Annotated in this window: 20 protein-coding genes; 10 read left to right on the top strand and 10 right to left on the bottom strand. The window is 73.6% G+C overall.

Translation table 11 applies throughout. The features are described from left to right. Positions 1 to 23: 23 nt before the first annotated feature. Together AL2_RS20410 and AL2_RS39300 are read left to right on the top strand one after the other, a co-directional pair. Entirely contained in the window at positions 24 to 521 is a 498-nt protein-coding gene (locus AL2_RS20410) for a DUF4234 domain-containing protein (protein WP_067635702.1), read from the top strand. A 161-nt stretch (positions 522 to 682) separates the two neighbouring features. After that, positions 683 to 2584: a bifunctional 3'-5' exonuclease/DNA polymerase gene (locus tag AL2_RS39300; protein ID WP_245666769.1), complete on the top strand. Its 1902-nt coding sequence runs from the start codon at positions 683 to 685 to the stop codon at positions 2582 to 2584. Here the strand turns inward: AL2_RS39300 and AL2_RS20395 are convergent. Both AL2_RS20395 and AL2_RS20390 read right to left on the bottom strand, forming a co-directional pair. After that, positions 2566 to 3252: an SGNH/GDSL hydrolase family protein gene (locus AL2_RS20395; RefSeq protein ID WP_067635700.1), complete on the bottom strand. Its 687-nt coding sequence runs from the start codon at positions 3250 to 3252 to the stop codon at positions 2566 to 2568. The two genes, AL2_RS39300 and AL2_RS20395, sit on opposite strands and share 19 nt — an antisense overlap. After that, positions 3249 to 4643 (bottom strand): MFS transporter, encoded by a 1395-nt coding sequence (locus tag AL2_RS20390; protein WP_067635698.1) that lies wholly within the window; start codon positions 4641 to 4643, stop codon positions 3249 to 3251. Before AL2_RS20390 ends, AL2_RS20395 begins: the two co-directional genes overlap by 4 nt. A gap of 116 nt (positions 4644 to 4759) precedes the next feature. Between AL2_RS20390 and AL2_RS20385 the strand changes: the two genes are divergently transcribed. Then, the gene (locus AL2_RS20385) at positions 4760 to 5392 is read left to right on the top strand and encodes a TetR/AcrR family transcriptional regulator (RefSeq protein WP_245666767.1); all 633 of its coding nucleotides are present in this window, start codon (positions 4760 to 4762) and stop codon (positions 5390 to 5392) included. Here AL2_RS20385 and AL2_RS20380 read toward each other — a convergent pair. Then, positions 5358 to 5606 (bottom strand): hypothetical protein, encoded by a 249-nt coding sequence (locus tag AL2_RS20380; RefSeq protein WP_210748470.1) that lies wholly within the window; start codon positions 5604 to 5606, stop codon positions 5358 to 5360. The two genes, AL2_RS20385 and AL2_RS20380, sit on opposite strands and share 35 nt — an antisense overlap. A gap of 10 nt (positions 5607 to 5616) precedes the next feature. On the opposite strand from AL2_RS20380, the gene AL2_RS36540 reads away from it, so the two are divergent. Then, the gene (locus AL2_RS36540; RefSeq protein WP_210748471.1) at positions 5617 to 5781 is read left to right on the top strand and encodes a hypothetical protein; all 165 of its coding nucleotides are present in this window, start codon (positions 5617 to 5619) and stop codon (positions 5779 to 5781) included. A 47-nt stretch (positions 5782 to 5828) separates the two neighbouring features. Here the strand turns inward: AL2_RS36540 and AL2_RS20375 are convergent, their stop codons facing one another. The 5 genes from AL2_RS20375 to AL2_RS20355 form a co-directional block, all read right to left on the bottom strand. Next, positions 5829 to 7106: a flavin-dependent oxidoreductase gene (locus tag AL2_RS20375; protein ID WP_245666766.1), complete on the bottom strand. Its 1278-nt coding sequence runs from the start codon at positions 7104 to 7106 to the stop codon at positions 5829 to 5831. Positions 7107 to 7198: 92 nt separating this feature from the next. Continuing rightward, the gene (locus AL2_RS20370) at positions 7199 to 8035 is read right to left on the bottom strand and encodes an ABC transporter ATP-binding protein (RefSeq protein ID WP_067635908.1); all 837 of its coding nucleotides are present in this window, start codon (positions 8033 to 8035) and stop codon (positions 7199 to 7201) included. Between the two features lie 56 nt (positions 8036 to 8091). Next, on the bottom strand, positions 8092 to 8895 hold the full coding sequence (locus tag AL2_RS20365) for an ABC transporter permease (protein ID WP_067635692.1): 804 nt from the start codon (positions 8893 to 8895) through the stop codon (positions 8092 to 8094). Further along, a complete protein-coding gene (locus AL2_RS20360) occupies positions 8892 to 9668 on the bottom strand; it encodes an ABC transporter permease (protein ID WP_067635690.1) in 777 nt (258 codons plus the stop codon). The genes AL2_RS20365 and AL2_RS20360 overlap by 4 nt, the downstream gene beginning before the upstream one ends. Further along, positions 9665 to 10654, bottom strand: a complete 990-nt coding sequence (locus AL2_RS20355) for an ABC transporter substrate-binding protein (protein WP_067635906.1) — start codon at positions 10652 to 10654, stop codon at positions 9665 to 9667. Before AL2_RS20355 ends, AL2_RS20360 begins: the two co-directional genes overlap by 4 nt. Positions 10655 to 11097: 443 nt before the next feature. Between AL2_RS20355 and AL2_RS20350 the strand changes: the two genes are divergently transcribed. The 5 genes from AL2_RS20350 (at position 11098) to AL2_RS20330 (ending at position 16717) form a co-directional block, all read left to right on the top strand. Then, positions 11098 to 14295: a sensor histidine kinase gene (locus AL2_RS20350; protein ID WP_210748472.1), complete on the top strand. Its 3198-nt coding sequence runs from the start codon at positions 11098 to 11100 to the stop codon at positions 14293 to 14295. Then, positions 14292 to 14738: a roadblock/LC7 domain-containing protein gene (locus tag AL2_RS20345; RefSeq protein ID WP_067635689.1), complete on the top strand. Its 447-nt coding sequence runs from the start codon at positions 14292 to 14294 to the stop codon at positions 14736 to 14738. The genes AL2_RS20350 and AL2_RS20345 overlap by 4 nt, the downstream gene beginning before the upstream one ends. Positions 14739 to 14768: 30 nt before the next feature. Continuing rightward, entirely contained in the window at positions 14769 to 15224 is a 456-nt protein-coding gene (locus tag AL2_RS20340; RefSeq protein WP_083946714.1) for a DUF742 domain-containing protein, read from the top strand. Positions 15225 to 15264: 40 nt separating this feature from the next. Next, positions 15265 to 15864 (top strand): GTP-binding protein, encoded by a 600-nt coding sequence (locus tag AL2_RS20335; RefSeq protein ID WP_067635901.1) that lies wholly within the window; start codon positions 15265 to 15267, stop codon positions 15862 to 15864. Positions 15865 to 15940: 76 nt separating this feature from the next. Continuing rightward, positions 15941 to 16717: an SGNH/GDSL hydrolase family protein gene (locus tag AL2_RS20330; RefSeq protein ID WP_067635899.1), complete on the top strand. Its 777-nt coding sequence runs from the start codon at positions 15941 to 15943 to the stop codon at positions 16715 to 16717. A 37-nt stretch (positions 16718 to 16754) separates the two neighbouring features. On the opposite strand, the gene AL2_RS20325 is transcribed toward AL2_RS20330, so the two are convergent. Then, the gene (locus AL2_RS20325; RefSeq protein WP_067635685.1) at positions 16755 to 17093 is read right to left on the bottom strand and encodes an STAS domain-containing protein; all 339 of its coding nucleotides are present in this window, start codon (positions 17091 to 17093) and stop codon (positions 16755 to 16757) included. A gap of 184 nt (positions 17094 to 17277) precedes the next feature. Here AL2_RS20325 and AL2_RS20320 point away from each other — a divergent pair, with 184 nt between their 5' ends. Next, positions 17278 to 20832 carry an AAA family ATPase gene (locus AL2_RS20320; protein WP_067635683.1) on the top strand — a complete coding sequence of 1185 codons (3555 nt, stop codon included), beginning with the start codon at positions 17278 to 17280 and terminating at the stop codon, positions 20830 to 20832. Here AL2_RS20320 and AL2_RS20315 read toward each other — a convergent pair. Next, positions 20829 to 22814: an ABC transporter ATP-binding protein gene (locus AL2_RS20315; protein ID WP_083946712.1), complete on the bottom strand. Its 1986-nt coding sequence runs from the start codon at positions 22812 to 22814 to the stop codon at positions 20829 to 20831. The genes AL2_RS20320 and AL2_RS20315 overlap by 4 nt on opposite strands. Between the last annotated feature and the right edge of the window lie 106 nt (positions 22815 to 22920).

The raw sequence follows: 22920 nt of genomic DNA, 5'->3' as shown, positions 1-22920 counted from the left end.
GTCCCAAAGGAAGAGCAAATCCGATGAGTTACCCCCAGCAGGGCCAGGGCCAGGCACAGCAGCCTCACCAGGGCGGCCAGGTGCCGGCCCCCGCACAGCAGCAGGCCCCCGCCGCCGTCGGCGCGGGCAACAACATGAAGCGCCGCAACCCGGTCGGAGCCTGGCTCGGCCTTCCCATCATCACCTTCGGCATCTACGGCCTGGTGTGGTTCTTCAAGGTCCACACCGAGCTGCACGAGTACGACCGCCGCATCGACAACGCCGCGACCAACGCGCTGCTGTCCATGCTCTTCGGCGCGATCACACTCGGCATCTGGCCCCTGGTCATGTACGTCAAGCTGGCCGGCCGCATCGCCCAGGCCCAGCGCGCCGCCGGCCTCCAGGCCACCTGCAGCGGCGGCATGGGCTTCCTGCTCGGCATCTTCGGCTTCGGGGTGCTGTACTACCAGATCCAGCTGAACAAGGTCGTCGACCGCTACGGCGACACCCCGGCGGGCCAGCAGGTCTCGCTGGTCGCCTGATCCCTCGGATCGCTCACCTGATCCTTTACCGGGGCTACGGCCCTGGCCCCCGCTGAAGATCACGCCGAACCCCTCCGCGGATCACCCGCCGCGGAGGGGTTCCGCGTGTCCGGGCCCCGCCCGGGCGGAGTTCTGTCAGGGGCCGCGGCCACAATGGACGCGTGAGGATCGCGGTGGCCGCCGGCCCCGCCGGCGCGGGAACGCTGCGGACGCTCGCCGAGGACGGCACGCCCGCCGCCCCCGCACGCGCCGTCCCCGACCTCGTCGCGGCGATCGACGAGCAGGAGCGGGCCGGCGCGCCGCGCTGGGTGTGGCCGTCCACCGCCCGGTTCTACCCGCGCCTCCTCGAAGCGGGCGTGCGGGTGGCCCGCTGCCACGACCTCGAACTGGTCGAGAGCCTTCTCCTCGGCCATGCCGGACGGTACGGGGAGCCGCGCTCGGTGCGCGCGGCGTGGGCGCGGCTGCGCGGCGAGCCGGTGCCGCCCGACCGTCCGCCGCCCGAGGACGAGCCGGCCCAGGCGTCGCTGTTCGACGACGACGCGGGGCGAGCCGAATCCGCCGACGACATCGCGCAGGTCGTCGCGGTGCACGCCGCGCAGCAGCGCGCCATCGCCGGGCTGGACGGCTTCGCGCTGCTCGCCGCCGCCGAGTCGGCGGGCGCGCTGGTGGCCGCCGAACTGGGCCACGACGGGCTGCCCTGGTCGGCCGCGGAGCACGACGCGCTGCTCACCGAACTGCTCGGCCCCCGCCCCACCGGCGGCCTGCGCCCCCGCCGGCTGCAAGACCTCGCCGACCGCATCAGCGCCGCATTCGACCGTCCTCCAGCCCCCACCCACCACCAATCAAAGGACGAGCTCCGCTCGGCAGCCCGTTCTCCAGCCCCCGCCCGCCACCAATCAAAGGACGAGCTCCGCTCGGCAGCCCGTCCTCCAGCCCCCACGCCGGCCCCCGCCCGCGACCAGTCAACCGCCGAGCTCCGCTCCGCCCCGCGGGTGCACGTCAACCCCGACTCGCCGGCGCAGATCCTCAAGGCGTTCGCCTCCGCGGGCCTGCCGATCCCGTCCACCCGCGCGCACGTCCTCAAGCGGCTCGACCATCCGGCCGTCCCGCTGCTGCTGGAGTACAAGGAGCTGGCGCGCCTGCACACCGCGCACGGCTGGGCCTGGCTCGACACCTGGGTGAGCGGCGGCCGGTTCCGTCCCGAGTACGTGGTCGGCGGCGTGGTGTCCGGGCGCTGGGCGACGAGCGGCGGCGGGGCCCTGCAGATCCCGCGCGTGCTGCGCCGGGCGGTCGTCGCCGACCCCGGCTGGTCGCTGGTCGTCGCGGACGCGGCCCAGCTCGAACCCCGCGTCCTCGCCGCCCTCGCCGGCGACCGCGCGTTCACCGACGCCGCCGCGCACGGCGATCTCTACGCGGCCCTCTCCGACGCCTTCCACGATGACGGCGACGGCGGCCACAGCGCCCGCGACAAGGCCAAGATCGCCCTGCTCTCCGCCATGTACGGGGGCGGGACGGGCGAGGCCGTGCAGCTGCTCGCCGTGCTCAGGAAGCGGTTCCCCGACGCGTTCGAGTACGTGGAGGCCGCCGCGCGGGCGGGGGAGCGGGGCGGGCTCGTCCGGTCCCGGCTCGGCCGCACCTGCCCGCCGCCGTCCGCCGGGTGGCGCGAGCTGACCGCGGCGGGCGACGGCGACGCGCCCGACCCGGCGGCCGCGCAGGCGCTGCGCAGCCGGGGCCGGTTCACCCGCAACTTCGTCGTCCAGGCCACGGCCGCCGACTGGGCGCTCGCCCTCCTCGGCTCCCTCCGCCGCCGCCTCACCGCCCTCCAGCCCCCGCCCGCCGCCGTCCCGCCGGCGAACTCCGCCCGGACCCCGCCAGGCCCGCCCCGGCTGGTGTTCTTCCAGCACGACGAGGTCATCGTGCACACCCCCGCCGGGCTGGCCGGGGACGTCGCCGCCGCCGTGCACGCGGCGGCCGACGAGGCGCGCCGCCTGCTGTTCGGCGACACCCCGGTCGTGTTCCCGATGGAGGTCGCCGTCGTCGACCGCTACGCCGACGCCAAGTGAGCCGCGAGCGCCCGCACCGTGTTCGCGGCGGCGAACGCGTGCCCGCGCGCGTTCAGGTGCAGCAGGTCGGTGCTGTAGATGCCGGGGTCGGCGGCGAGCGGATGGTCCGGCGGATGCGGCACGTGGACGCCGCCGAACTCGGCGGAGACCTCGGCGGTCAGCGCGCCCAGCCGCCGCGTCCGGGCCGAGAGCCGCTCCCGGTACGGGTCCGGGACGAGCCCCGACACCGTGATGTCCAGCAGCCCGATCGTGACGACGTCGGCCCCGGTCGCGCGCAGCGCGGAGACCAGCGAGGCCAGCCCGCGCCGCACCCCCTCCGCGTCGAACTCCGGGAGCAGCATGTCGTTGCCGCCGGCCGTCACGATCGCCAGGTCGGGGCCGAACGCCAGCGCCGGTCCGAGCTGCTCCGCGGCGACCTCCGCGACGAGGGCGCCGCGGCGGCCGAGGTTCAGCGCGCCGAACCCGGGCGTCACCGTGCCGAGCACCTCCTCGACGCGGTCGGTCCAGGACAGGTCGCGGTAGCCGGGCACGGGTTCGCGGACGCCTTCGGCGATGCTGTCGCCGATCACCGCCATCCGCGTCCAGGGCGCGTCCGCCAGCAGCGCGACGCCGTCGGCGGCGGACATGACGGCCGGGTCGGTCTCCTCGGACAGGGCGGTCCCGGTCATGAGCTCTCCTTCGCGGCGGGCCGGACGGCCGGGAGCAGGCCCGCGAGGCCCGCGCCGGCGGCGGCCAGCGTGCAGAACAGGTAGACGGCGGTGTAGTCGTCGTGCCCGGCGCCGGCGGGCAGCAGCGCGGCGAGGACGGCGATGCCGAACGCGCCGCCGATCTGGCGCGCCGTGGTGTTGAGGCCGGTGGCGCCGGCGAACCGCAGCGGGCCGGCCGACAGCGCGGCAGCGGAGGCGGTGCCGGTGGTGACCATCCCCATGCCCGTCCCGACGAGGAGGCCGACCGGCAGCCAGAACGTGAGGAAGTGCGGGCCGGCCGGCAGCGACGCGATCGTCCACGCTCCCGCGGCGACCATGATCAGCGCCCCGCCGGTGATCGCGGGGCGGACCCCGATGCGCCCGGTGAGCCGGCCCATCACGATCGCCGCCGCGGTGGCGGTGAACGCGCCGGGCGTCGAGGCGAAGCCGGCCTTGAGGATCGAGTAGTCCCACTCGGCGGTCAGGTAGAGCACGCCGAGCAGCAACCAGGAGTACAGGGCCGTCCCGTACAGGAACGAGGCGGCGTTCGCGGCGGCGAACCCGCGGTTGCGCCACAGCGAGATCTCCAGCGCGGGCACCGGGTGGCGCGCCGACCGCCGGAGGGCCAGCGCGACGAGGGCGGCGCCGCCGAGCAGCAGCGCGAGCGTGCGGGCGTCCGTCCAGGCCCAGTCCTGGGTCTGCGTCACGCCGAGCACGACCCCGCCGACGCCCGCGCCGAGCAGGGCGGTTCCCACGAGGTCGGGCAGCCGCCCGGCCTCGCCCCGGACGCGCGGCAGCCGCAGCCCGCCGAGCAGCATCGCCACGCCGACCGGCACGTTGATGACGAACAGGGACCGCCAGCCCAGCTGGTCCACCAGCACGCCGCCCACGCCGGGGCCGATGGCGGCGGCGAACGCGCCCGCGGCGCTCCACAGCCCGATCGCGCTCGCCCGCCGTTCGACGGGCGTGTCGTGCAGCAGCAGGGCGAGGGACGCGGGGATCAGCGCGGCGGCCGCGGCGCCCTGCACGCCGCGCGTCGCCAGCAGGACGGGCACGTTCGGCGCCAGCGCGCAGGCCAGCGAGGCGAGCGTGAACAGCCCCGCGCCCCACAGGTACAGCGCGCGCCGCCCGACCAGATCGGCGAGCCGCCCGGCGGGGGCGAGCAGCGCCGCGAACGGCACCGCGTACAGGGTGATCACCCAGGTCAGCCGGGACAGCGGGCTGCCCGGGAAGTCGGCGTGCAGGTCGGGGACGGCCAGGTTCGCCACGGTGGCGTCCAGCATGGCCAGGAACGTCGCCCCGGCCGCCAGCCAGGGCACGTCCCGCCGCGCGCGGGCCCGGAGGGGCGGCGCCGCGGTGGTCTCGGTGGTCATGGGCGGGCCTCTCGAAGAAAATTAAACGAACGGTCGTACTTTCTTCTCTGAAGACCCACGCCGTCAAGGGGGTGGGCGCATTGACTTTGAACGAACGGTCGTGCACATTGGTGGGCGTGAGCACCGACGGACGGCTCCTCAAGGGCGAGCAGACCCGCAACGTCATCCTGTGCCGGGCCGCCGACATCGCCTCGGCGGAGGGCCTGGAGGGGGTGTCGATCGGCCGGCTGGCCACCGAACTGCGGATCAGCAAGAGCGGCGTGTTCACGCACTTCGGCTCGAAGGAGGAGCTGCAGCTCGCGACCGTCCGCAAGGCGTCCGCCGTGTTCCGCGAGCACGTGGTCGAGCCGGCCCTCGCCGTCCCCGAGGGGCTCGGGCGCGTCCGCGCGCTGCTGGACGCCTGGCAGCGCTACCAGCGCGCGCCCGTCTTCCCCGGCGGCTGCTTCTTCCACTCCACGATGGCCGAGTTCGATGCGCGTCCCGGCCGCGTCCGCGACGCCATCGCCGCGTCGCAGCGCGACTGGCGCGCCTTCCTGGAACGCTGCCTCCGCGAGGCGCGCGACCGCGGCGAGATCGACGCGTCCGCCGACATCCCGCAGGTCGCCTTCGAGCTGGACGCCGTCTGCCGCACCGGCGCGGCCGGCGCGCTCCTCCACGACGACCCCGTCTTCTACGAGCGTGCCACCCGCGCCATGAACACCCGCCTGGCCGCCGTCACGGCTCCCGGCGGGCCGCCCGGTGCCAGCTGAGCGCCCTCCGCTCCACGGCGAGCAGGAGCGCGTTGAGCAGGTAGCCCAGCACGCCGAGCAGCACGATCACCGACCACAGCGTCGGCAGGTCCGACTGGCTCTGCGCGTTGGTCAGCTCGAAGCCCAGCCCGTCGGACGTGCCGGGGAGCAGCTCAAGAAGCCCATCAGGATCAGCGACAGCGACAGCGCGAGCCGCAACCCGGCGAAGATCCACCCTCGTCCCGGTGTTCATCGTGCTGTTCGACCTCGGCACCCAGATGCAGGTGGCCTCGATCGTGTTCAGCGCCGTCTGGCCCGTCCTGCTCAACACGGCGGACGGGGCGCGCTCCGTCGACCCGCTGCAGATGGACACGGCCGCGGCGCGACCGCCAGGCTCAGGGGCGCGGTGAGGCGGAACCTCACCGCGCCCGTGGGAAACCCGCCCGGACGCCGTCCGTCAGCTTGCGGTCGTGTACGCGGGACGCGCGTTGAGCGCCTCGACGTCGGAGAACGACGTCTGGCGGTAGGCGCCGGTGATGGCGGTCAGCTCCTCGGGGGTCAGGACGTCCTCGATGCGCTCGAAGCCCTGCGGCGCCCGCTCGCTCACCGTGTGCAGGATGCGGTCCGCGGGCATGTCACGGCATGCCAGGACGATCGCGTTGACCGTCTCGCGGCGTTCCGCCTCGTACGCGAGCAGCCCCTCGGCGGGGCCGGCGGCCCTGGCCAGCTCGTGCGCCAGGACGCGGGCGTCGAGGACGGCCTGGGAGCCGCCGTTGGAGCCGATCGGGTACATCGGGTGCGCGGCGTCGCCGAGCAGGGTGACGCGGCCGGACGTCCACCGGTCGAGCGGGTCCCGGTCGACCATCGGGTACTCGAGGATCTCCGCCGAGGCGGACAGCAGCGCCGGGACGTCCAGCCAGTCGAACGTCCAGCCGGCGAAGTGGGGGAGCACGTCGTCGAGCTTGCCGGTCCGGTTCCAGTCGGCGGACGCGTCGAGCCGGGCGGCCGGGAGCTTGACCTCCGCGACCCAGTTGAGCAGGGCCTTCCCGCGCCGCTCGGCGCGCATCGAGATCGGGTAGACGACCATCTTGCACGCGGTGTTGCTGCCCGCCACGGCCAGCGTCCGCCCGGTGAGGAACGGTTCGCCCTCGGCGAGGCCGCGCCACATCCGGATGCCGTTCCACAGCGGAGCCGGCTCACCGGGGTGCAGCTGCGCGCGGACGGCCGAGTGCAGCCCGTCGGCGCCGACCAGCACGTCCGCCGCGACGGTCTCGGCGGTCCCGGACGCGCGGTCGAGCAGCCGCGCCCGCACCTGCGTCCCGTCCTGCTCGAAGCCCTCGAAGACGGTGCCGGTGCGGACGGACTCCTTGCCGAGCCGCGCCAGCACCGCGTCCAGCAGCGCCATCTGCAGCTCGCCGCGGTGGATCGAGTACTGCGGCCAGTTGTAGCCGAGGGCCCGGCCGCGCGGCTCGCCCCAGATCCGGCCGCCGTACCGGTCGAAATGCACCATCTCGGCGGTGGGGATGCCGAGGTCCGCCAGCTCGCCGCCGAGGCCCAGCTCGGTCAGCTCGCGGACGGCGTGCGGGAGCAGGTTGATGCCGACGCCGAGCGGCCGCAAACGTGCGGCGGAGTCGACGACCAGCGCATCGATACCGGCCTCGTGCAGGCTCAACGCCGTGGTGAGCCCGCCGATGCCCGCCCCCACGATGAGTACGCGCATGTCGCGCACGCCCATATAACGCCCCTTCAAATGGTAGGGGCGGACCCGGCACCCAGCGTGCCCGGTCCGCCCCGGTATCGGTCGTAGGCCGCGCCTGGCGGCCGTCCTCACCGCGCCGGCTTCGATCCCAGCGCGGAAGCCGTGTCGGACGCCGTGTCGGACGCCGTGTCGGCCGGTGCCGCGCCCGGCACCTTGGCGCCGCCGCGGACCAGCCGGCCCACCTCGGCGCGCAGCCGGACGAACTCGGGGAGGCCCCGCGTCTCGATCTGGTCGCGGGTGGACGGCAGGGGGACCGGCAGGTCGGCGTGCACCCGGGCGGGGGAGCGGTTCAGCACCACCACCCGGTCGCCGACGTAGACGCTCTCGTCGATGTCGTGCGTGACGAGCAGGATCGTCATCTTCTCGTGCCGGTGCACCTGAAGGACGAGGTCCTCCAGGTCCTCCCGGGTCTGCGCGTCCACGGACCCGAACGGCTCGTCCATCAGCATCAGCGACGGGCGGTACGCCAGGGCCCGCGCGATCGAGACGCGCTGCTGCATGCCGCCCGACAGCTGCCACGGGTACTTGCGCCCCGCGTCCGGGAGCCCCACGGACTCCAGCGCCTCCTGCGCCGCGGCGCGCCGCTCCGAGCGGGACTTGCCGCGCCGGCGCAGCGGCAGCGCCACGTTGTCGCGGACCGTCAGCCAGGGGAACAGCGAGCGGCTGTAGTCCTGGAAGACCACCGCGAGGTCGTCGGGCACTCCGTCGACCGGCTTCCCGTTCAGCGTGAGCGTTCCGCCGGTGGGGGTGATCAGCCCGGCTATGCAGCGCAGCAGCGTGGACTTGCCGCAGCCGGACGGGCCGACGATGCTGACCATCTCGCCGTCCGGGACGGTGAGGTCGAGCCCGTCGAGGGCCAGGTGGCCGTCGGCGTAGGAGTGCGTGAGGCCGGTTATCTGAAGCATCGCGGCCGCCTTTTCTCGTGTGTACGTCTTGAGGTTCGTCTGCGTGGCGGTCATCGTCAACTCGCGAGCCTCTGCGCACCCGCGTGCCACGACAGCAGGCGCCGCTCCAGCAGCATGAACACGGCGTTGAACAGGAAGCCGAGGATGCCCAGCATCACGATCCCGGCCCACATCCGCGGCAGCTCGAAGGTGCGCTGCGCGTCGATGAGCTCGGAGCCGATGCCCGACGTGCTGCCGAACAGCTCGGAGATGACCATCAGGATCAGGGCGAACGACAGCGCCACCCGCAGCCCGGCGAAGATCTTCGGGGCCGCGGCCGGGAGGATGATCGTCAGCAGCCTGCGCAGCGGCCCGACGCCGAACACGCGGGCCGTCTCCAGCTGCAGCGGGTCCACGGCGCGGACGCCGTCGGCGGTGTTGAGCAGCACGGGCCACACCACGCCGAACGCGATCGTGACGATCTGCATGGTCGCGCCGAGCTGGAACACCATGATGAAGAACGGCACCAGGGTCGGCGGCGGCACGGCGCGCAGGAACTGCAGCACCGGGTCGAGCAGGTCGTTCAGCGTCCGCGACCGGCCGATGGACGCGCCGATCACGACGCCGGCCGCGCCGGCGGCGGCCCAGCCGATGAACAGGTGCGCCAGGCTGCTGGAGAAGTCGTCCACCGCGCCGTCGGTGAGGAAGAGCTGCGACGCCGGGCCGGAGAACCACTGCTCGTGCAGCGTCTTGACGATCGTGGTCGGGGGCGGGAAGTAGGTCTCCTTCACCGCGCGGGTGACGAGCTCCCACAGGATGAGCGCGGCGGCGACCAGCCACGCGCGCTCCGCGAAGGCGCGCAGTCCCTTCAGGACTCTCATGAGGCCCCCTCCGCCTGGGCGCTCTGCCACCGGAACGCCACGCGCTCCAGCCCGAGCAGCACGAGGTTGGCCAGCAGCCCGAGGGCCCCGGCCCACACGGCGCCCGCCAGCATGAGGTCGGTCTGGCCGCCGCCGGACTGGGTGTCGCTGAGGTAGATCCCGACTCCGTTGAACCCGCCGGCGATCAGCTCGGTGCTGATCACGACGATGAGGGCGACGGAGGCGGCGATGCGGACGCCGGTGGCGATGAACGGCGCGGCGCTCGGCAGCGAGACCCGCCAGAGCACCGCCGGCGTCCCGAACCCGAAGCTGCGCAGGCTCTCCTTGGCCACCGGGTCGACGTCCCGGAGCGCGTACAGGGTGTTGATGAGGATCGGCCACAGGCAGGCATAGAAGATCAAGGACATCTTCATCTGCGTGGGACTGGAGAACAGGATGATGGCGAGCGGGATCAGCGCGACCGACGGGATGGGGCGGAGCAGTTCGACCAGGGCCCGCGCCGCGGTGCCGAGGAACGGCACCGAGCCGAGCAGGACGCCCAGCGGTACCGCCACGAGCACCGACAGCGCGAGCCCGCCGAACCACGCCTTGAGGGTCGCCCCGACGTCGGTGAGGAACTCCTGGTCGGCGGCCAGTTTGCCGGCCTCCCGGAGAACGACCGACGCCGGGGGCAGGGCGGTCGCGTCGACGAGGCCCGCACGGCTCACGGCCTCGAGGACGGCGACCACCCCGGCAGCCCCGGCGGCGCCGAAAGCGATACGGCGAAGATTCATGAAGACGACGGCGCGGCGATGTACTGCTTGACGTCGATGCGCTTGTCCACGTAGCCGAACTGCTGCATGACGTCGGCGACGCGCTGCAGGCGGGTGGCGTTCAGCGAGGTCGGGTACGTCCCGTAGCTCATCGTGGACGCGACCTTGGCGTCGATGCCCTTGGCGTAGGTGGGCAGGATGTCCTGGACGACCTTGCGGTCGGCGCACTGGCCCTGCGCCTTGGTCAGCGCGCGCTGGAAGGCGGCGACCGTCTTCGGGTGGTCCTTGACGAACTTCTCCGTGGCGGCGTAGCCGGCGATCGGGAAGTCGGCGGTGGGGCCGCTGGACAGGTCGGCGACCATGCGGGCGCCCATGCGCTCCTGCATCTGGGTGCCGAACGGCTCGATCGCCTGGACGGCTTCAACGCTCTTGGACTTCAGGGCCTGCTCCATGGCGGGCGGGGGCACCTCGACGAAGTTCTTGTCCTCGTCGAAGTCCAGGCCCTCCGGCTTGGCGGCGGCGCGGACCAGCAGCGTGCTGATGTTGCGCTTGGTGTTGACGGCGATCTTCTTGCCGGCCAGGTCCTTGATCGTGTGGTACGGGGAGTCCTTGCGCACCATCACCGTGTGCGTCTTGGACGCGCTCTGGAAGCCCTCGGCGACGATCTGCGGCTTGAAGCCGGGGTCCTTCGTCGCGGCGGTGAGCAGGGAGACGTAGTTGCCGAAGCTGAAGTCCAGCCGGCCGCTCTTCAGCAGCGGGATGCCGGCCGCGCCACCGGGGATGACCTGCGTCTTCACGGTGAGGCCCTCGGCCTTGAACAGGCCCTTGCTGATCGCGAGCTGGATCGGCGCGGTGTCGGCCACGGTCATGGTGCCGAGGGTGATCTGAGACTTCTCCAGTCCGTTCGCGGACTTCTTGTCATCGGAGTCGCCACAGGCGACCGCCGTGAGCGCTACCGCGATGGCGAGGGCGCCACTGACGGTCGCGCGGCGGTGGGAAGCAGACATGAACAACGCTCCATTTGCGGGGGGAAGCTGGCTGAAAGCTGATCTTTCAACGAGCGGGGAGCGTAGCGCACCGCAGAGGCGCCATGGGCGAGATGCGAGCTTTACATGCATAAACGTGAACACACGTCAACAGGCAGTGACATTCGTATCCTCTGCATCACAAGTCCAGACCTGTGTGATCATTCGGGTTGGCCATGATGGTGGCTCTGTGTTGCAATGTTCGGCGCTTGCCCGCAGTCGTGCGGGGAGGTGACGCGACCCGAATCTCGTTCAGGTCACTGTGCGCCGCGAGCGGTCGATCCATGGAGAGGTAGCGGAGGGCAGTGCGGAAAGCCGAAGGGGCCGAGCCGGCCTCGCAGTCCCCCCAGCCAGCCCCGCCTGCCAGGGAAGACGCCCCGAAGAGAGGCTCTCTGGGAGGCCGGTTCAAGCTGCGCAACTGGCGCGTGCGCACGCGTCTGTTCGCCCTCATCGCGGTGCCCACGATCGTGGCCGCGCTGCTCGCGGGCTACCGCGTATCGGTGTCGATGGACAACGCCGACGCCTATGCGCAGACAGGTCAACTGGCTACTCTCGGTAATCAGTTGACCGCGCTCGCGCACGAGGTCGAAAACGAGCGCGACGCGATGGCGGAAAGGGCGGCCGGCGGTTCGCGCGCCGTCAGCGCCGAAGCCCTCAAATCCCGCCAGGAATCGGTGGACTCCGCGGCGCGCAAGGTGCGCGACGCCGCCGCGGGCGTCCGGTCCGACTCGCCCGTGCTGAAGCTCCAGCTCGGCAACGTCGTGAACCGCGTCACCGAGCTCCCGTCGCTGCGCCAGCTGGCCTCGCGCCTCGCGCCCGGCCCGATCATCGACAAGTACAGCGAGTTCATCGACGATTTCACGAGCTTCCATCTGCTGGTCTCCCAGGACGCGCCGACGCCCGAGCTGGCGCAGACCGCACTGGCCCTCGCCGACCTCGCGAACGCCAAGGACGCCGCGTCCCGCGAGCGGGCGCTCGTGTCCGCCGCGCTCTGGGAGGGCCGGTTCGAGCCGATCGACCGCGACTCCGTCGACGACGCCCGCGCCGACCTGAACACCAGCACCGACGCGTTCCGCAGCTCCGCCACCCCGGCCCAGCTGCAGCTGTTCGAGGACACCGTCACCGGCCCCGAGCTGGACCGCGCCGAGTTCACCCGGCTGCGCACGCTCGCCATCGCCGACGAGTCCCCGCAGCTGAAGGCCCGGCTCGGCGTGAAGGTCGCGCGCAGCTGGACGTCGGACTCCGGTGCGCGTGTCGACAAGCTCCGCGCGGTGGAGCAGAGCATCGCCGCCGACCTCGCCGTCTCCGCGCACGACGCCGAGTCCGACGCGCAGGCGGCCGCGATCCGGGACGGGATCCTGCTGTTCCTCGTCCTCGCGATCGTGCTGGCGACCGTCATCGTCGTGGCCCGCTCTCTGGTGCGGCCGCTGCGCCGGCTGCAGTCCGGCGCGCTCGACGTCGCCAGCACCCGGCTGCCCGGCCTGGTCGACCGGCTGCGAGACCCGGAGGCCGCGGCCGGCGGCATCGAGGTGGAGCCGATCGACATCGACTCCACGGACGAGATCGGCCAGGTCGCGCGGGCCTTCGACGAGGTCCACCGCGAGGCGGTCCGGCTGGCGGCCGACGAGGCCGTCCTGCGCGGCAACATCAACGCGATGTTCGTCAACCTCTCCCGGCGCAGCCAGTCGCTCATCGAGCGCCAGCTGCGCCTGATCGAGGAGCTGGAGCAGAGCGAGCGCGACGAGGAGCAGCTCGCGAACCTGTTCCGGCTGGACCACCTGGCCACCCGCATGCGGCGCAACTCGGAGAACCTCCTCGTCCTCGGCGGCCAGGAGCAGGTGCGGCGCTGGAACAAGCCCGTCCCGCTCATCGACGTCGTCCGCGCGTCGCTGTCCGAGGTTGAGCAGTACGAGCGGGTCGCGCTGCGGGTTCAAGGCGACATGGCGGTCGCCGGGCCCGTCGTCAACGACCTCGTCCACCTGCTGGCCGAGCTGGTGGAGAACGCCACCACGTTCTCCTCCGAGCACACCAAGGTCACCGTCTCCGGGCAGATGCTCAGCGGCGGCGGCTGCATGCTGCAGATCACCGACAACGGCGTGGGCATGTCGCCCGAGGAGCTGGAGCAGGCCAACTGGCGGCTCGCGAACCCGCCCGTCATCGACTTCTCCGCGGCCCGCCGCATGGGCCTGTTCGTGGTCGGCCGGCTGGCCGTCCGGCACGGCATCCGCGTCGAGCTGCGCGCCGCGCAGGGCGGCGGCCTCACCGCGTTCGTGGTGCTGCCGGACGCCGTGGTCACCCCCGGCGAGTCCAGCTTCGGCAGCCGCGGCCTCGGGCCGCGCGAGTCCGGCTCGCACGGCCAGCTCGCCGCACTCACCACGACGGCCGCCGAGCCGGCGTTCCGGCAGGACGGCTACGGCCCCGCCGGGCCGCCGATGGGCGCCCCCGCGGGCGGCGGCACCGGCTCGCACCCCATGGTCGGCGGCACCGGTCCGCTGCGGCCGGTCCGCGGCGGCACCGACGCCCAGCCGGTCATCAACGAGACGGGGCCGATCCCGGTCGGCGGGTACTCCGGCACCGGCCCGCAGCAGGCCGTCCCGCCCATCGAGCGGCGCCCGCCGCGGGAGCGCCGCCGCCCCGCGGACGACCCCTACCAGCCGGGCGACGGGCCGCCGCCGCGCCGGCCGGGCGAGCTGCCGATCCGCGAGCCGGGCGCGCACCTGCCGGGCCGGCCGGCCGACGACGGCGCGCCGAACGGGCTGTTCCAGCCGCGCGGCGAGCGTCCGCAGGAGCCCGCCGAGCACGGCTCCACCGGGAGCAACGGCATCTACCGGCCGGGCGGCCGCACCGGACCGCAGTCCGTCGTCCCGGAGGCGCAGCCGATGGTGCCGGAGCCCGGCGCCGCGCGGCAGATCCCGTGGGAGACCGGGCCGCTCCCGGTCGGCGACGCCGGCCCGGCGCCGGTGGACGCCTACTCCGACGGCTACGCCGACCCCGCGCCGCCGGCCGCGGCGGAGCGGTACGTCCGCCCGGATCCGCCCGCCCCCGAGCCGGCGATGCGGGCCGCGGCTCCGCCGCCGCCCGTGCGGCCCGAGCCCAAGGCGCCGTCCCGGGTGCCCGAGCGCTCGCCCATCTTCGACGCCATGCAGTCCGAATGGTTCCAACGCAGGTCCGGCAGTACATCCGGGGAGGATCCGGTGAAGGGTTGGGAGTCGCCCGCCGACGCGGGGTTCCGCGCCGCCGAGGCCGCTCGCCAGCCGGTGGCGACGTCCCGCACGGAGGTGGGGCTGCCCAAGCGGGTGCCCGGCAAGAACCGCGTTCCCGGCGCGGTCGGCCGGCCCGCGACGGGCGCCGCCGCGGGCGCGGCGGCGCAGCCGCCGGCGGGGTCGCCACCGGGCAGGCCATTGCCGAGCGGGCCCGGTCAAGGGCAGTCTGTGCAGGGACAACAGCCGCAGGAGCAGCAGGTGCCCGGTCAGCAGGACCACGGCCATTCGGCCGACTTTGTACGCAACCGATTCGCGAGCCTGCAGCGCGGCGTCCACCGCGGGCGCAACGAGGCTCGCGGCGGAGGCACGTCAGGTGAGGCGCCGTCACAGGGTGACGGCGAGACAGGAGGCACCCGGTGAGCGGGCAGGATCTCAACTGGTTGGTGACGAACTTCGCCGACCGTGTCGCTAAGGTCGCGCACGCCGTCGTGGTCTCCTCGGACGGCCTGCCGATGGCGTACTCGTCGGGCTTTCCGCCGGAGCGGGCGGACCAGCTCTCGGCGATCGCCTCGGGGCTGATGAGCCTGACCCAGGGTGCGGCGAAGATCTTCGACGCGGGCGGCGTGAACCAGACCGTCGTGGAGATGGACCGCGGGCTGCTGTTCGTCATGTCCATCACGAACGGGTCGGTGTTCGCGGTGCTGGCGGCGCCCGACTGCGATCTCGGGCTGGTCGCGTACGAGATGACGCTGCTGGTGGAGCGGGTGGGCCGGGTGCTGACCCCCGCGCTGCGCGCCCAGGAGCAGCCTCCGTACTCGGGGCCGCCGGTGACCGAGATGGGCGCCGGCCCCGCCCGCTATTGACAGTGACTGACTCTGACGGAGGTCGGCGACATGGATCGAGGCAGTCACTACGGAGGCGGTCCGGGCGGTTCCGGACGCTGGTCCGGTGACCAGAGTCGGGTCCCGGCGCAGGGGCGGCCGCCCGAACGCGAGGAGAGCGAGGCCAGTTCGCTGGTGCGCCCCTACGCGGTGACCGGCGGACGCACCAAGCCGCGCTATGACCTGGCGATCGAGGCGCTGGTCACCGCGGCGCCGTACCCGCCGCGGGACGTGGCCGTGCTGACCCCGGAGTACCGGGCGATCATGGACCTGTGCCGGTCCGCCCGCTCGGTGGCCGAGGTGTCGGCGCTGCTGCGCCTGCCGCTCGGCGTGGCGCGCGTGCTCGTCGCCGACATGGCCGTCGAGGGACTGCTGCGCCTGCACCAGTCGCAGTCCCCCACCACCGCCGGCGGACAGCCGGACCTCCGCTTGCTAGAAAGGGTGCTCAGTGGCCTTCGGAAGCTCTGACCAGGTCCCGGCCCCCGGGCCGCGCGGCGGAGAGGCCGAGCTGACCTCGGTCAAGATCGTCGTCGGCGGCGGCTTCGGCGTCGGGAAGACCACCTTCGTCGGCTCCGTCTCGGAGATCATGCCGCTCACCACCGAGGCGGTGATGACGGCGGCGAGCGCCGACGTGGACGACCTGTCGGCCGTGCCGGACAAGACGACCACCACGGTCGCGATGGACTTCGGGCGCGTGTCGCTCGACAGCGAGCTGATCCTGTACCTGTTCGGCACGCCCGGGCAGCACCGGTTCTGGTTCATGTGGGACGACCTGGTGCGCGGCGCGATCGGCGCCGTGGTGCTGGTCGACACCCGCCGGCTGGAGGACTGCTTCGCCGCGGTGGACTACTTCGAGGAGCTCGGCCTGCCGTTCGTGGTGGGCGTCAACGGGTTCCACGGCGAGTTCCAGTACGCCGTGGAGGACATCCGCGACGCCCTGTCGATCAGCGCGCACGTGCCGATCGTCCAGTGCGACGCGCGCAGCCGCGAGTCCACTAAGCAGGTGCTGATCACGCTGGTCAAGCACGCGATGTCGGTGCACGCGGGCGGTGCGCACGCCGCCACGCCCGCGCAGCAGCCCGGCTCCACCTCGCCGAGCTGGACGTAGCTACGGTCGCGTAGGTCGTGTGCACGATGCATGATTAATCCTCGTGATTGACCATGAATCCGTGTTGGGGGTCGCGATGCGCGAAGTGGAGCAGATCCGGACGTACGTAGCCCTCGGCGACAGCTTCACCGAGGGCCTCAACGACCCCTACCCGGGTGCGGACGACACGTTCCGCGGCTGGGCGGACCGGCTCGCCGAGCACATCGCCGCGGGGAACCCCGGCCTGCGCTACGCCAACCTGGCCGTGCGCGGCAAGCTCGTCCGGCAGGTCGTGGACGACCAGGTGCCGTGCGCCGTCGACCTCGCGCCCGACCTCGTCACGCTGTGCGCGGGCGGCAACGACATGATCCGCCCGGGCGCCGACCCGGACGCGCTCGCGGTCGTGTTCGACGACGCGGTCCGGCGGCTGCGCGGCACCGGCGCCCGGGTGGTCGTCTTCACCGGCTTCGACACCCGCGGCCTGCGCTCCGGCTCCCGCATCCGCGGCAAGGCGGCGACGTACAACATGCACCTGCGCGCGATCGCCGACCGCCGCGGCTGCGACGTCGTGGACCTGTGGCCGCTGCGCGCCTTCAACGACCCCCGCGCCTGGCACGAGGACCGCCTCCACCTGTCCCCGGAGGGCCACCGCCGCATGGCCCTCCTCGTCGCCGGCGTCGTCGGCGTCCCCGTCGAGGGCGACTGGCGCGAGCCCTGGCCGCCCCTCGACCGCGCCGACTGGCTCACCATGCGCCGCGAGGACGTCCGCTGGGCCCGTACCTACCTCGTCCCCTGGATAGGCCGCCGGGCCACCGGCCGCTCCTCCGGTGACGGCCGCCCCCCGAAGCGTCCAACGGCTACGCCCCTGTGCTGAACCGGGGGGCTGGCGGGATGCGACCAGCGGGATGTGACTAGGGCGTCAGGGCTTCCTGGAGGGTGGTGGTCACCGGGATGCGGCGGTGGAGGCCCGTGATCTCCAGTGCCCGGCGGACGATGGGGCGGGGGCCGGCGAGGGTGAGGCTGCCGCCGGCAGCGGTCGTGGCCTTGTAGCAGGCGACGATGACGGACAGGCCGTTGGAGTCCATGAACTCCAGTTCGGCGAGGTCGAGGACGAGGTGCTCGCCGTGTTCGCGGCGCGCCTCGTTGAGGTCCCTGCGCAGGTCTTCCGAGCAGGCGATATCGAGTTCTCCGCACAGCCGTACGACGGTCCGCCCGCCGTCCGGCCGCGTGGTCACTGTCAAAGGTGGCACGGGGGGATCCCCTCTTGTGAGCACAGCATCCCCGGAGGGCCGTCCGGGGATGCTTTCCATGTGACAACTATCGCCGACGATGGGCCGCCTGCCAACCCGCCGCGACGGGGGTGTGCCCGATCCTGCCGGGTCATAGGGTGCTGTCGGACGTGTACGCCCCTCCGCTGCGTAGGAGACGGACCCAGTGAGTGCCCCCCGGCTGCCGGACCATCTCGAAGTGCTGCTCACCGAGGAGCCCGTGCTGGACGTGTACGCGCACGGTCCGTGGCGGGTGCCGGACGGTCTGTACGAGGAGATCCGCGAGCGCGCGGTCGCCTACAACACCGATGAGCGGGCGGTCGTGCTGACCCGGCGGCTCAGCGACTTCTACGGGGACCGCACCAGCGCGGCGGGCGCCGAGCAGTGGTCGCTGCTGACGTTCCTGCTGGGCGCGTCGGCGGTCCGCGGCGGGTCGCGCGGCGACGTCGACTACGAGCTGCTGTCGGACTTCCTGGCGACGCCGGAGTCGGCGGTGCGGGACCAGGGGGCGTGGTTCACGCAGGGCGGGCGGTGGCGCCCGCCCGGTCTGTGGCTGCCCGAGCCGGCGGGCGACGACCCCGAGCGGCGCGCGGTGATGTTCGAGCTGGCGCGGGCGGGCCTGGACGTCTTCGAGGGTCTGGCGCCGGTGGAGCGGCGCCGGCAGGCGCTGATCGGGCTGTTCGACCGGCGCGCGGCGGATCCGGCGCTGCGCGAGGTGGACATGTCCGTCCCGAACGGACGGCTGGAGGACGCCTGGGCCGCGGGGCTGACCGAGGAGGAGCTGGCCGTCCTGCCGGAGCTGTCGGGGCCGGTCGGGTACCTCGGGTGGGCCTGCGAGGGCCTGGACGCGGCGCACGAGCGGCTGTCCGGGGCCGTCGCCGACGGGGACGAGCCCGATGTCGCGCTCGCCCGGCTTCTGCTGGCGGCGGACGCGCCGGTCGTCCCGGCCGAGCTGGCGGTCGTGCTGGGGACGGCGCGTTACGAGAACGTGGAGGAGCGGTTCCGCGCGGTGCGCGAGGGGTTCTCCGTCGAGGCGTGGCAGCACGGCGTCCGCGCGTGGCTGGCGCGCGCCCTGGTCGCGGGGGAGGCGGACGCCGCCCGTGCCTGGCTGGACATGGCCGTGCGCATCACCGGCTCGGTGCAGGGCCTGCCCGAGGCGGCCGCCAGCCCGAAGTGCCGCGTGCCGGTGCGCCCGTTCCAGGCCGACCTGCGGCGGCTGTTCACCGCCAAGCGGGTCCTCAACACACTGAAGTTCGAGGCCGGCCGGCGGGACGGGGAGGCGGCGGAGGAGCGTCCCGGGCGGGCCGCGGTGCCGGATCCGGGGCTCGTCGGGCAGCCGGAGCTGTCCCGCGCGCTGCGGGACGCGGTGGCCGCGCGGCTGGCGGGGGAGCGGGCCGTCCGGCTGCTCATCGCCGGCCCGGAGGGCACCGGGAAGGGCACCGCCGCCGAGATCGCGGAGGAGCTGCTGGCGAAGGGCGGCGCGGTACGGGAGGCGCACTGGATCTCCGACCAGGTGTTCGCGTCGCTGGGCGTGAGCGACGCCGTCCTGTGGCTGCAGGCCCGCGTCCGCGACTGCCTGGAGGGGCGGATGCTCCTCGTCGTGGACGACCTGGAGAAGCTCGCCGCCGGCGAGCGCTGCGGGGCCGCCGCCGTGGAGGAGCTGCGGCGCCTCATGGCCCGCGCGCCGTCCCTCAACGTCGTCGCGCTGTGCCGGCCCGGCGGCGACCGGCGGCTGTTCGACGCCAACCCGGCGCTGGTCCGGGCGTTCGACGTCGCCCGCACCCGCGACTTCGCCGAGGACGACTTCGCCGAGCTGTTCGCCCTCGCCGCCGTCCGGCGCGGCGCGCGGGTCGGCCCGGAGGTCGCGGCGGCGGCCGGCGGGATGCTGCGCCGCACCCCGCCGCTGCTCAACCTGCGCGGCGCCCGGCTCGCCGAGCACATGGCGGGCCAGGCCGTCGCCGCCGCCCGCGCGCGAGGGGGCGACGCCCTCGAGGTCACCGACGCGGACCTGCCGCAGCGCCTCATCGCGGGCCGTCCCGCCGACAGCGACCCGCTCGCCGAGCTGGCCGCCTGCATCGGCATCGGCTCCGTGAAGCGCGAGGTCGACGCCCTGATCGCCGAGGCCAAGGCCGCGCGGCTGCGCCGGGAGGCGGGCATGACGGCGCGGACGCGCCGCCGGCATCTGGTCTTCACCGGCAACACCGGCACGGGCAAGGGCAAGATCGCGCGGATCCTCGGCCGGGTCTACGCCGACCTCGGCGTGCTGTCGTCCGGCCATCTGGTCGAGGTGGAGCGCGCCGACCTGCTCGGTGAGTACGCCAGCGAGAGCGTGCTGCGGGTGCGGCGCGCGGTGGAGCAGGCGCACGGCGGCGTCCTGCTGGTGCGCGACGCGCACGCCCTGGTGTCGGTGTCGGCGGACGCCGCGCGCGGCCGGGAGGTACTGGACGTCCTGCTGACCAGCGTCCAGGCGCACACCGAGGACCTCGTCGTCGTGCTCACCGGCCCGCACGCGGAGATGAACGGGCTGCTGAAGGCGCATCCCGACCTGGCCGAGTTCTTCCCCCGGACGATCCGGTTCCCCGACCTCACCGACGACGAGCTGGTGCGGGTGTTCGGGGCCAAGGCCGCCGACTCGGGGTTCGAGCTGGCCCCCGGCGTGCTGGACAAGGTCCGCGCGCTGGTCGAGGCCGCGCCGCGCGAACGCGGGCTGGGCAACGTCCGCATCATGACGAACCTGCTCGACCGCGCCGTGGCCATGCAGGGCCGCCGCGTCCTCGCCGACGGGATCGTGGACGAGACCGAGTCCCTCGACGTGATCCTGCTGGAGGACGTGCCCGACACCCTCACCCGGGGCCGCGACGACGTGCCCGGCGACCCGCTCGCCGAGGTGGAGCGGCTGATCGGGCTGGCCGACATCAAGCGGGAGGTGGCCGCGCTGGTCGCCGAGGTCCGCGCCGAGCAGCTGCGGCGCGACGCCAAGGTGTCCCCGGCGCCCCCGGCCCGGCACATGGTGTTCATGGGCAACCCGGGCACGGCCAAGACGACGATCGCGCGGCTGATCGCGGCCGTGTTCGCCCGGCTGGGCCTGCTGTCGTCCGGGCACCTGGTGGAGGTCACCCGCGCCGACCTCGTCGCCGAGTTCGTCGGGCAGACCGCGCCGCGGGTGCGGGGCGCGGTCGAGCGCGCCCTCGGCGGCGTCCTGTTCGTGGACGAGGCGTACGCGCTGTCGTCCGCGGGCGGCGACCGGCGCGACTTCGGCCACGAGGCGATCGCCGAGCTGCTGCGGCTGATGGAGGAGCACCGCGGCGACCTGGTCGTCATCGTCGCCGGCTACGGCGCCGAGATGGACCGGTTCATGGAGGCGAACCCGGGGCTGACGTCCCGGTTCCCGAAGCGGCTGCGGTTCCCCGACTACACCGACGACGAGCTCGTCACGATCTTCGAGTACATGGCGGCGGAGGCCGGGTTCGCGCTCGCGCCCGGCGTGCTGGACGCGCTGCGCGGCCGTGTCGCCGCGCACCCGCGCGGCGCCTCGTTCGGCAACGCCCGGCTCGTCCGCAACCTGCTGGAGGCGGCGATCTCCCGGCAGGCGCAGCGCATCACCGCCAAGGACGACGCGGGCCGCGACGTCGGCGCGGCGGAGGTCGGGACGCTGCGCCCCGAGGACCTCCCCGACACGCCGCCCCGCGACGACGACGCCGTCTACGGCCTCTACATCTAGCCGGCCTGCGCCTGCGGGCCGTCGGCGCCGTACGCGGCGGCCTGCAGGGAGTACAGGTCCGCGTAGAGGCCGCCGCGGGCCATCAGCGCCGCGTGGTCGCCCTCCTCGATCACCTCGCCGCGCTCCAGCACGTAGATCCGGTCGGCGTAGCGGACGCTCGCGAGCCGGTGCGTGATCAGCAGCACGGTGCGGCCGTCGGCGTGCGTGCGGATCCGCTCGAACAGCTGGTGCTCGGCGCGCGCGTCCAGTGCCGCGGTCGGCTCGTCGCAGATGAGCAGCGGCGCGTCCCGGAAGAAGCCGCGCGCCACCGCGAGGCGCTGCCACTGGCCGCCGGACAGGTCGGCGCCGCCCTTGAACCGGCGGTCCAGCAGCGTCCCGTAGCCCCGCGCGAGTTCGGCGACGACCTCGTCGGCGCCCGAGCCGCGCGAGGCGGCGAGCATCGCCGGGTCCTCGTCCTCGCCCTCGGCGTGGTCGCGCCCGCGCCCCATCGTGATGTTCTGCCGCGCGGTCATCGGCCAGTGCGTGTACTGCTGCGCGATGACGGCGATGCGCTCCCACACGTCCTGCGGCGGGACGGCGGCCAGCGGCACGTCGTCCCAGCGCACCTCGCCGGAGTCCGGGTCGTACAGGCCCGCCATGATCTTGGCGAGGGTCGTCTTGCCGGAGCCGTTCTCGCCGACGAGCGCGACCACCTCGCCCTTGCGCAGGTCCAGCGAGACGCCGCGGAGGGACGGCGCGTCCGCACCCGGGTAGGTGAACACGACGTCGCGCACCCGGATGCGGGAGAAGTCATCGGGCAGCTGCTCCCCGGCCGGTGCGAGGACGCGGTGCGGGATGCGCTCCTCGGCGGCGTCGCAGAAGCCGAGGTAGTCCCCGAAGTAGAGCCCTTCCTCGTAGCATTGGTTGACCGCGAACACCAGGTTCGCCAGGGACGACTGGCCGGAGCGGATCGCCAGCACCGCCGTGCCCGCGACCGCCAGCGGCACCGCCCCCTTCCACAGCATGATCCCCAGCGCGATGTAGACGAGCGCGGTCGCGACGCCCTTCAGCATGTCGCCGGTGACCCGCGCGAGCGTCTGGCGGCGCGCCAGGTCCAGCTCGACGCTCCGCTGGTGGGCGGCCGACCGGTCGTACTGGTCCAGCAGGAACGTCCGCATGGTGAACGAGCGCACCTCCGCGGCGTGCTCCCGCTCGACCATCAGGTCCGACAGGATCCACTTCCGGCGCGCGACCTCGACCAGCGAGAGCATCGTCAGGTACTGCATCCGGGCGCTGCGGACGGACGCCCACCCCTCCGGTACGGCGGTCAGCAGGAGCAGCGGCAGGAGCAGCGGATGCAGCACGCCCAGGGTGCCCGCCGCCGCAGCCATCCCCACCATGCCGGTGAGGACGTCCACGGCCTGCTGGACGACCCGCGGCGCCGACATCATGCCCCGGGTCTGCGCGCGCTGCAGCTCGTCCAGGAAGTCGGAGTCGTCGAGCGCGGCCAGGTGCACGGCGGTCGTCGCCTCGTACAGCCGCAGCTCGGCGAGCCGCTGCACCTGCGGGTTCAGCCGCGACTGGGACCAGCCCGCGCACGCCTGCAGCGCGGCCCGCAGCGCCACCGCGCCCGCGACCACCGCCAGCGACGGCAGCGCGTCCCGGACCCGGGACGGCGTCGGCGCCGCGCTGAACAGCGCGGTGAGCACGCCGGTCGTCGCCAGCAGCCAGAACGCCGTGAAGACCCCCGCGACGAGATTGAGGGAGATCGTCGCGATCGTGTCGACCCGGCTCGCCCGCCAGGCCAGCCCGGCGGCCTGCGCGATCACCGCCGGCAGCCGCCGCGCGACGGTGCCGAGCCCCGTCTCGGCCAGTTCCCTGTCCTTCTCGTGCCATCGGTGCGCGGACAGCTCCGGAAGCTCGGGCCCGGCGGAGCCCTCCGCCTGCCGCCTGCCGCCGCCACGGCGGCGTGTCCACCTCGAAGAACGCCGTCGTCCACCCATGCGCCACCCTCCCTGCGTACTCCCCGCCAGGGGCAGTGTGCGACGTAAGGGGGACGGTGTCCGCTTCATGTGTCACATAGCGCGGTGATTTGTTCTGGGCGACAAT

Source organism: Actinomadura latina NBRC 106108 (assembly GCF_001552195.1).
Classification (GTDB): Bacteria; Actinomycetota; Actinomycetes; order Streptosporangiales; family Streptosporangiaceae; genus Spirillospora; species Spirillospora latina.
The sequence above is the reverse complement of the archived record's forward strand: the minus strand, read 5'-3'. Positions and strand labels throughout refer to the sequence as shown.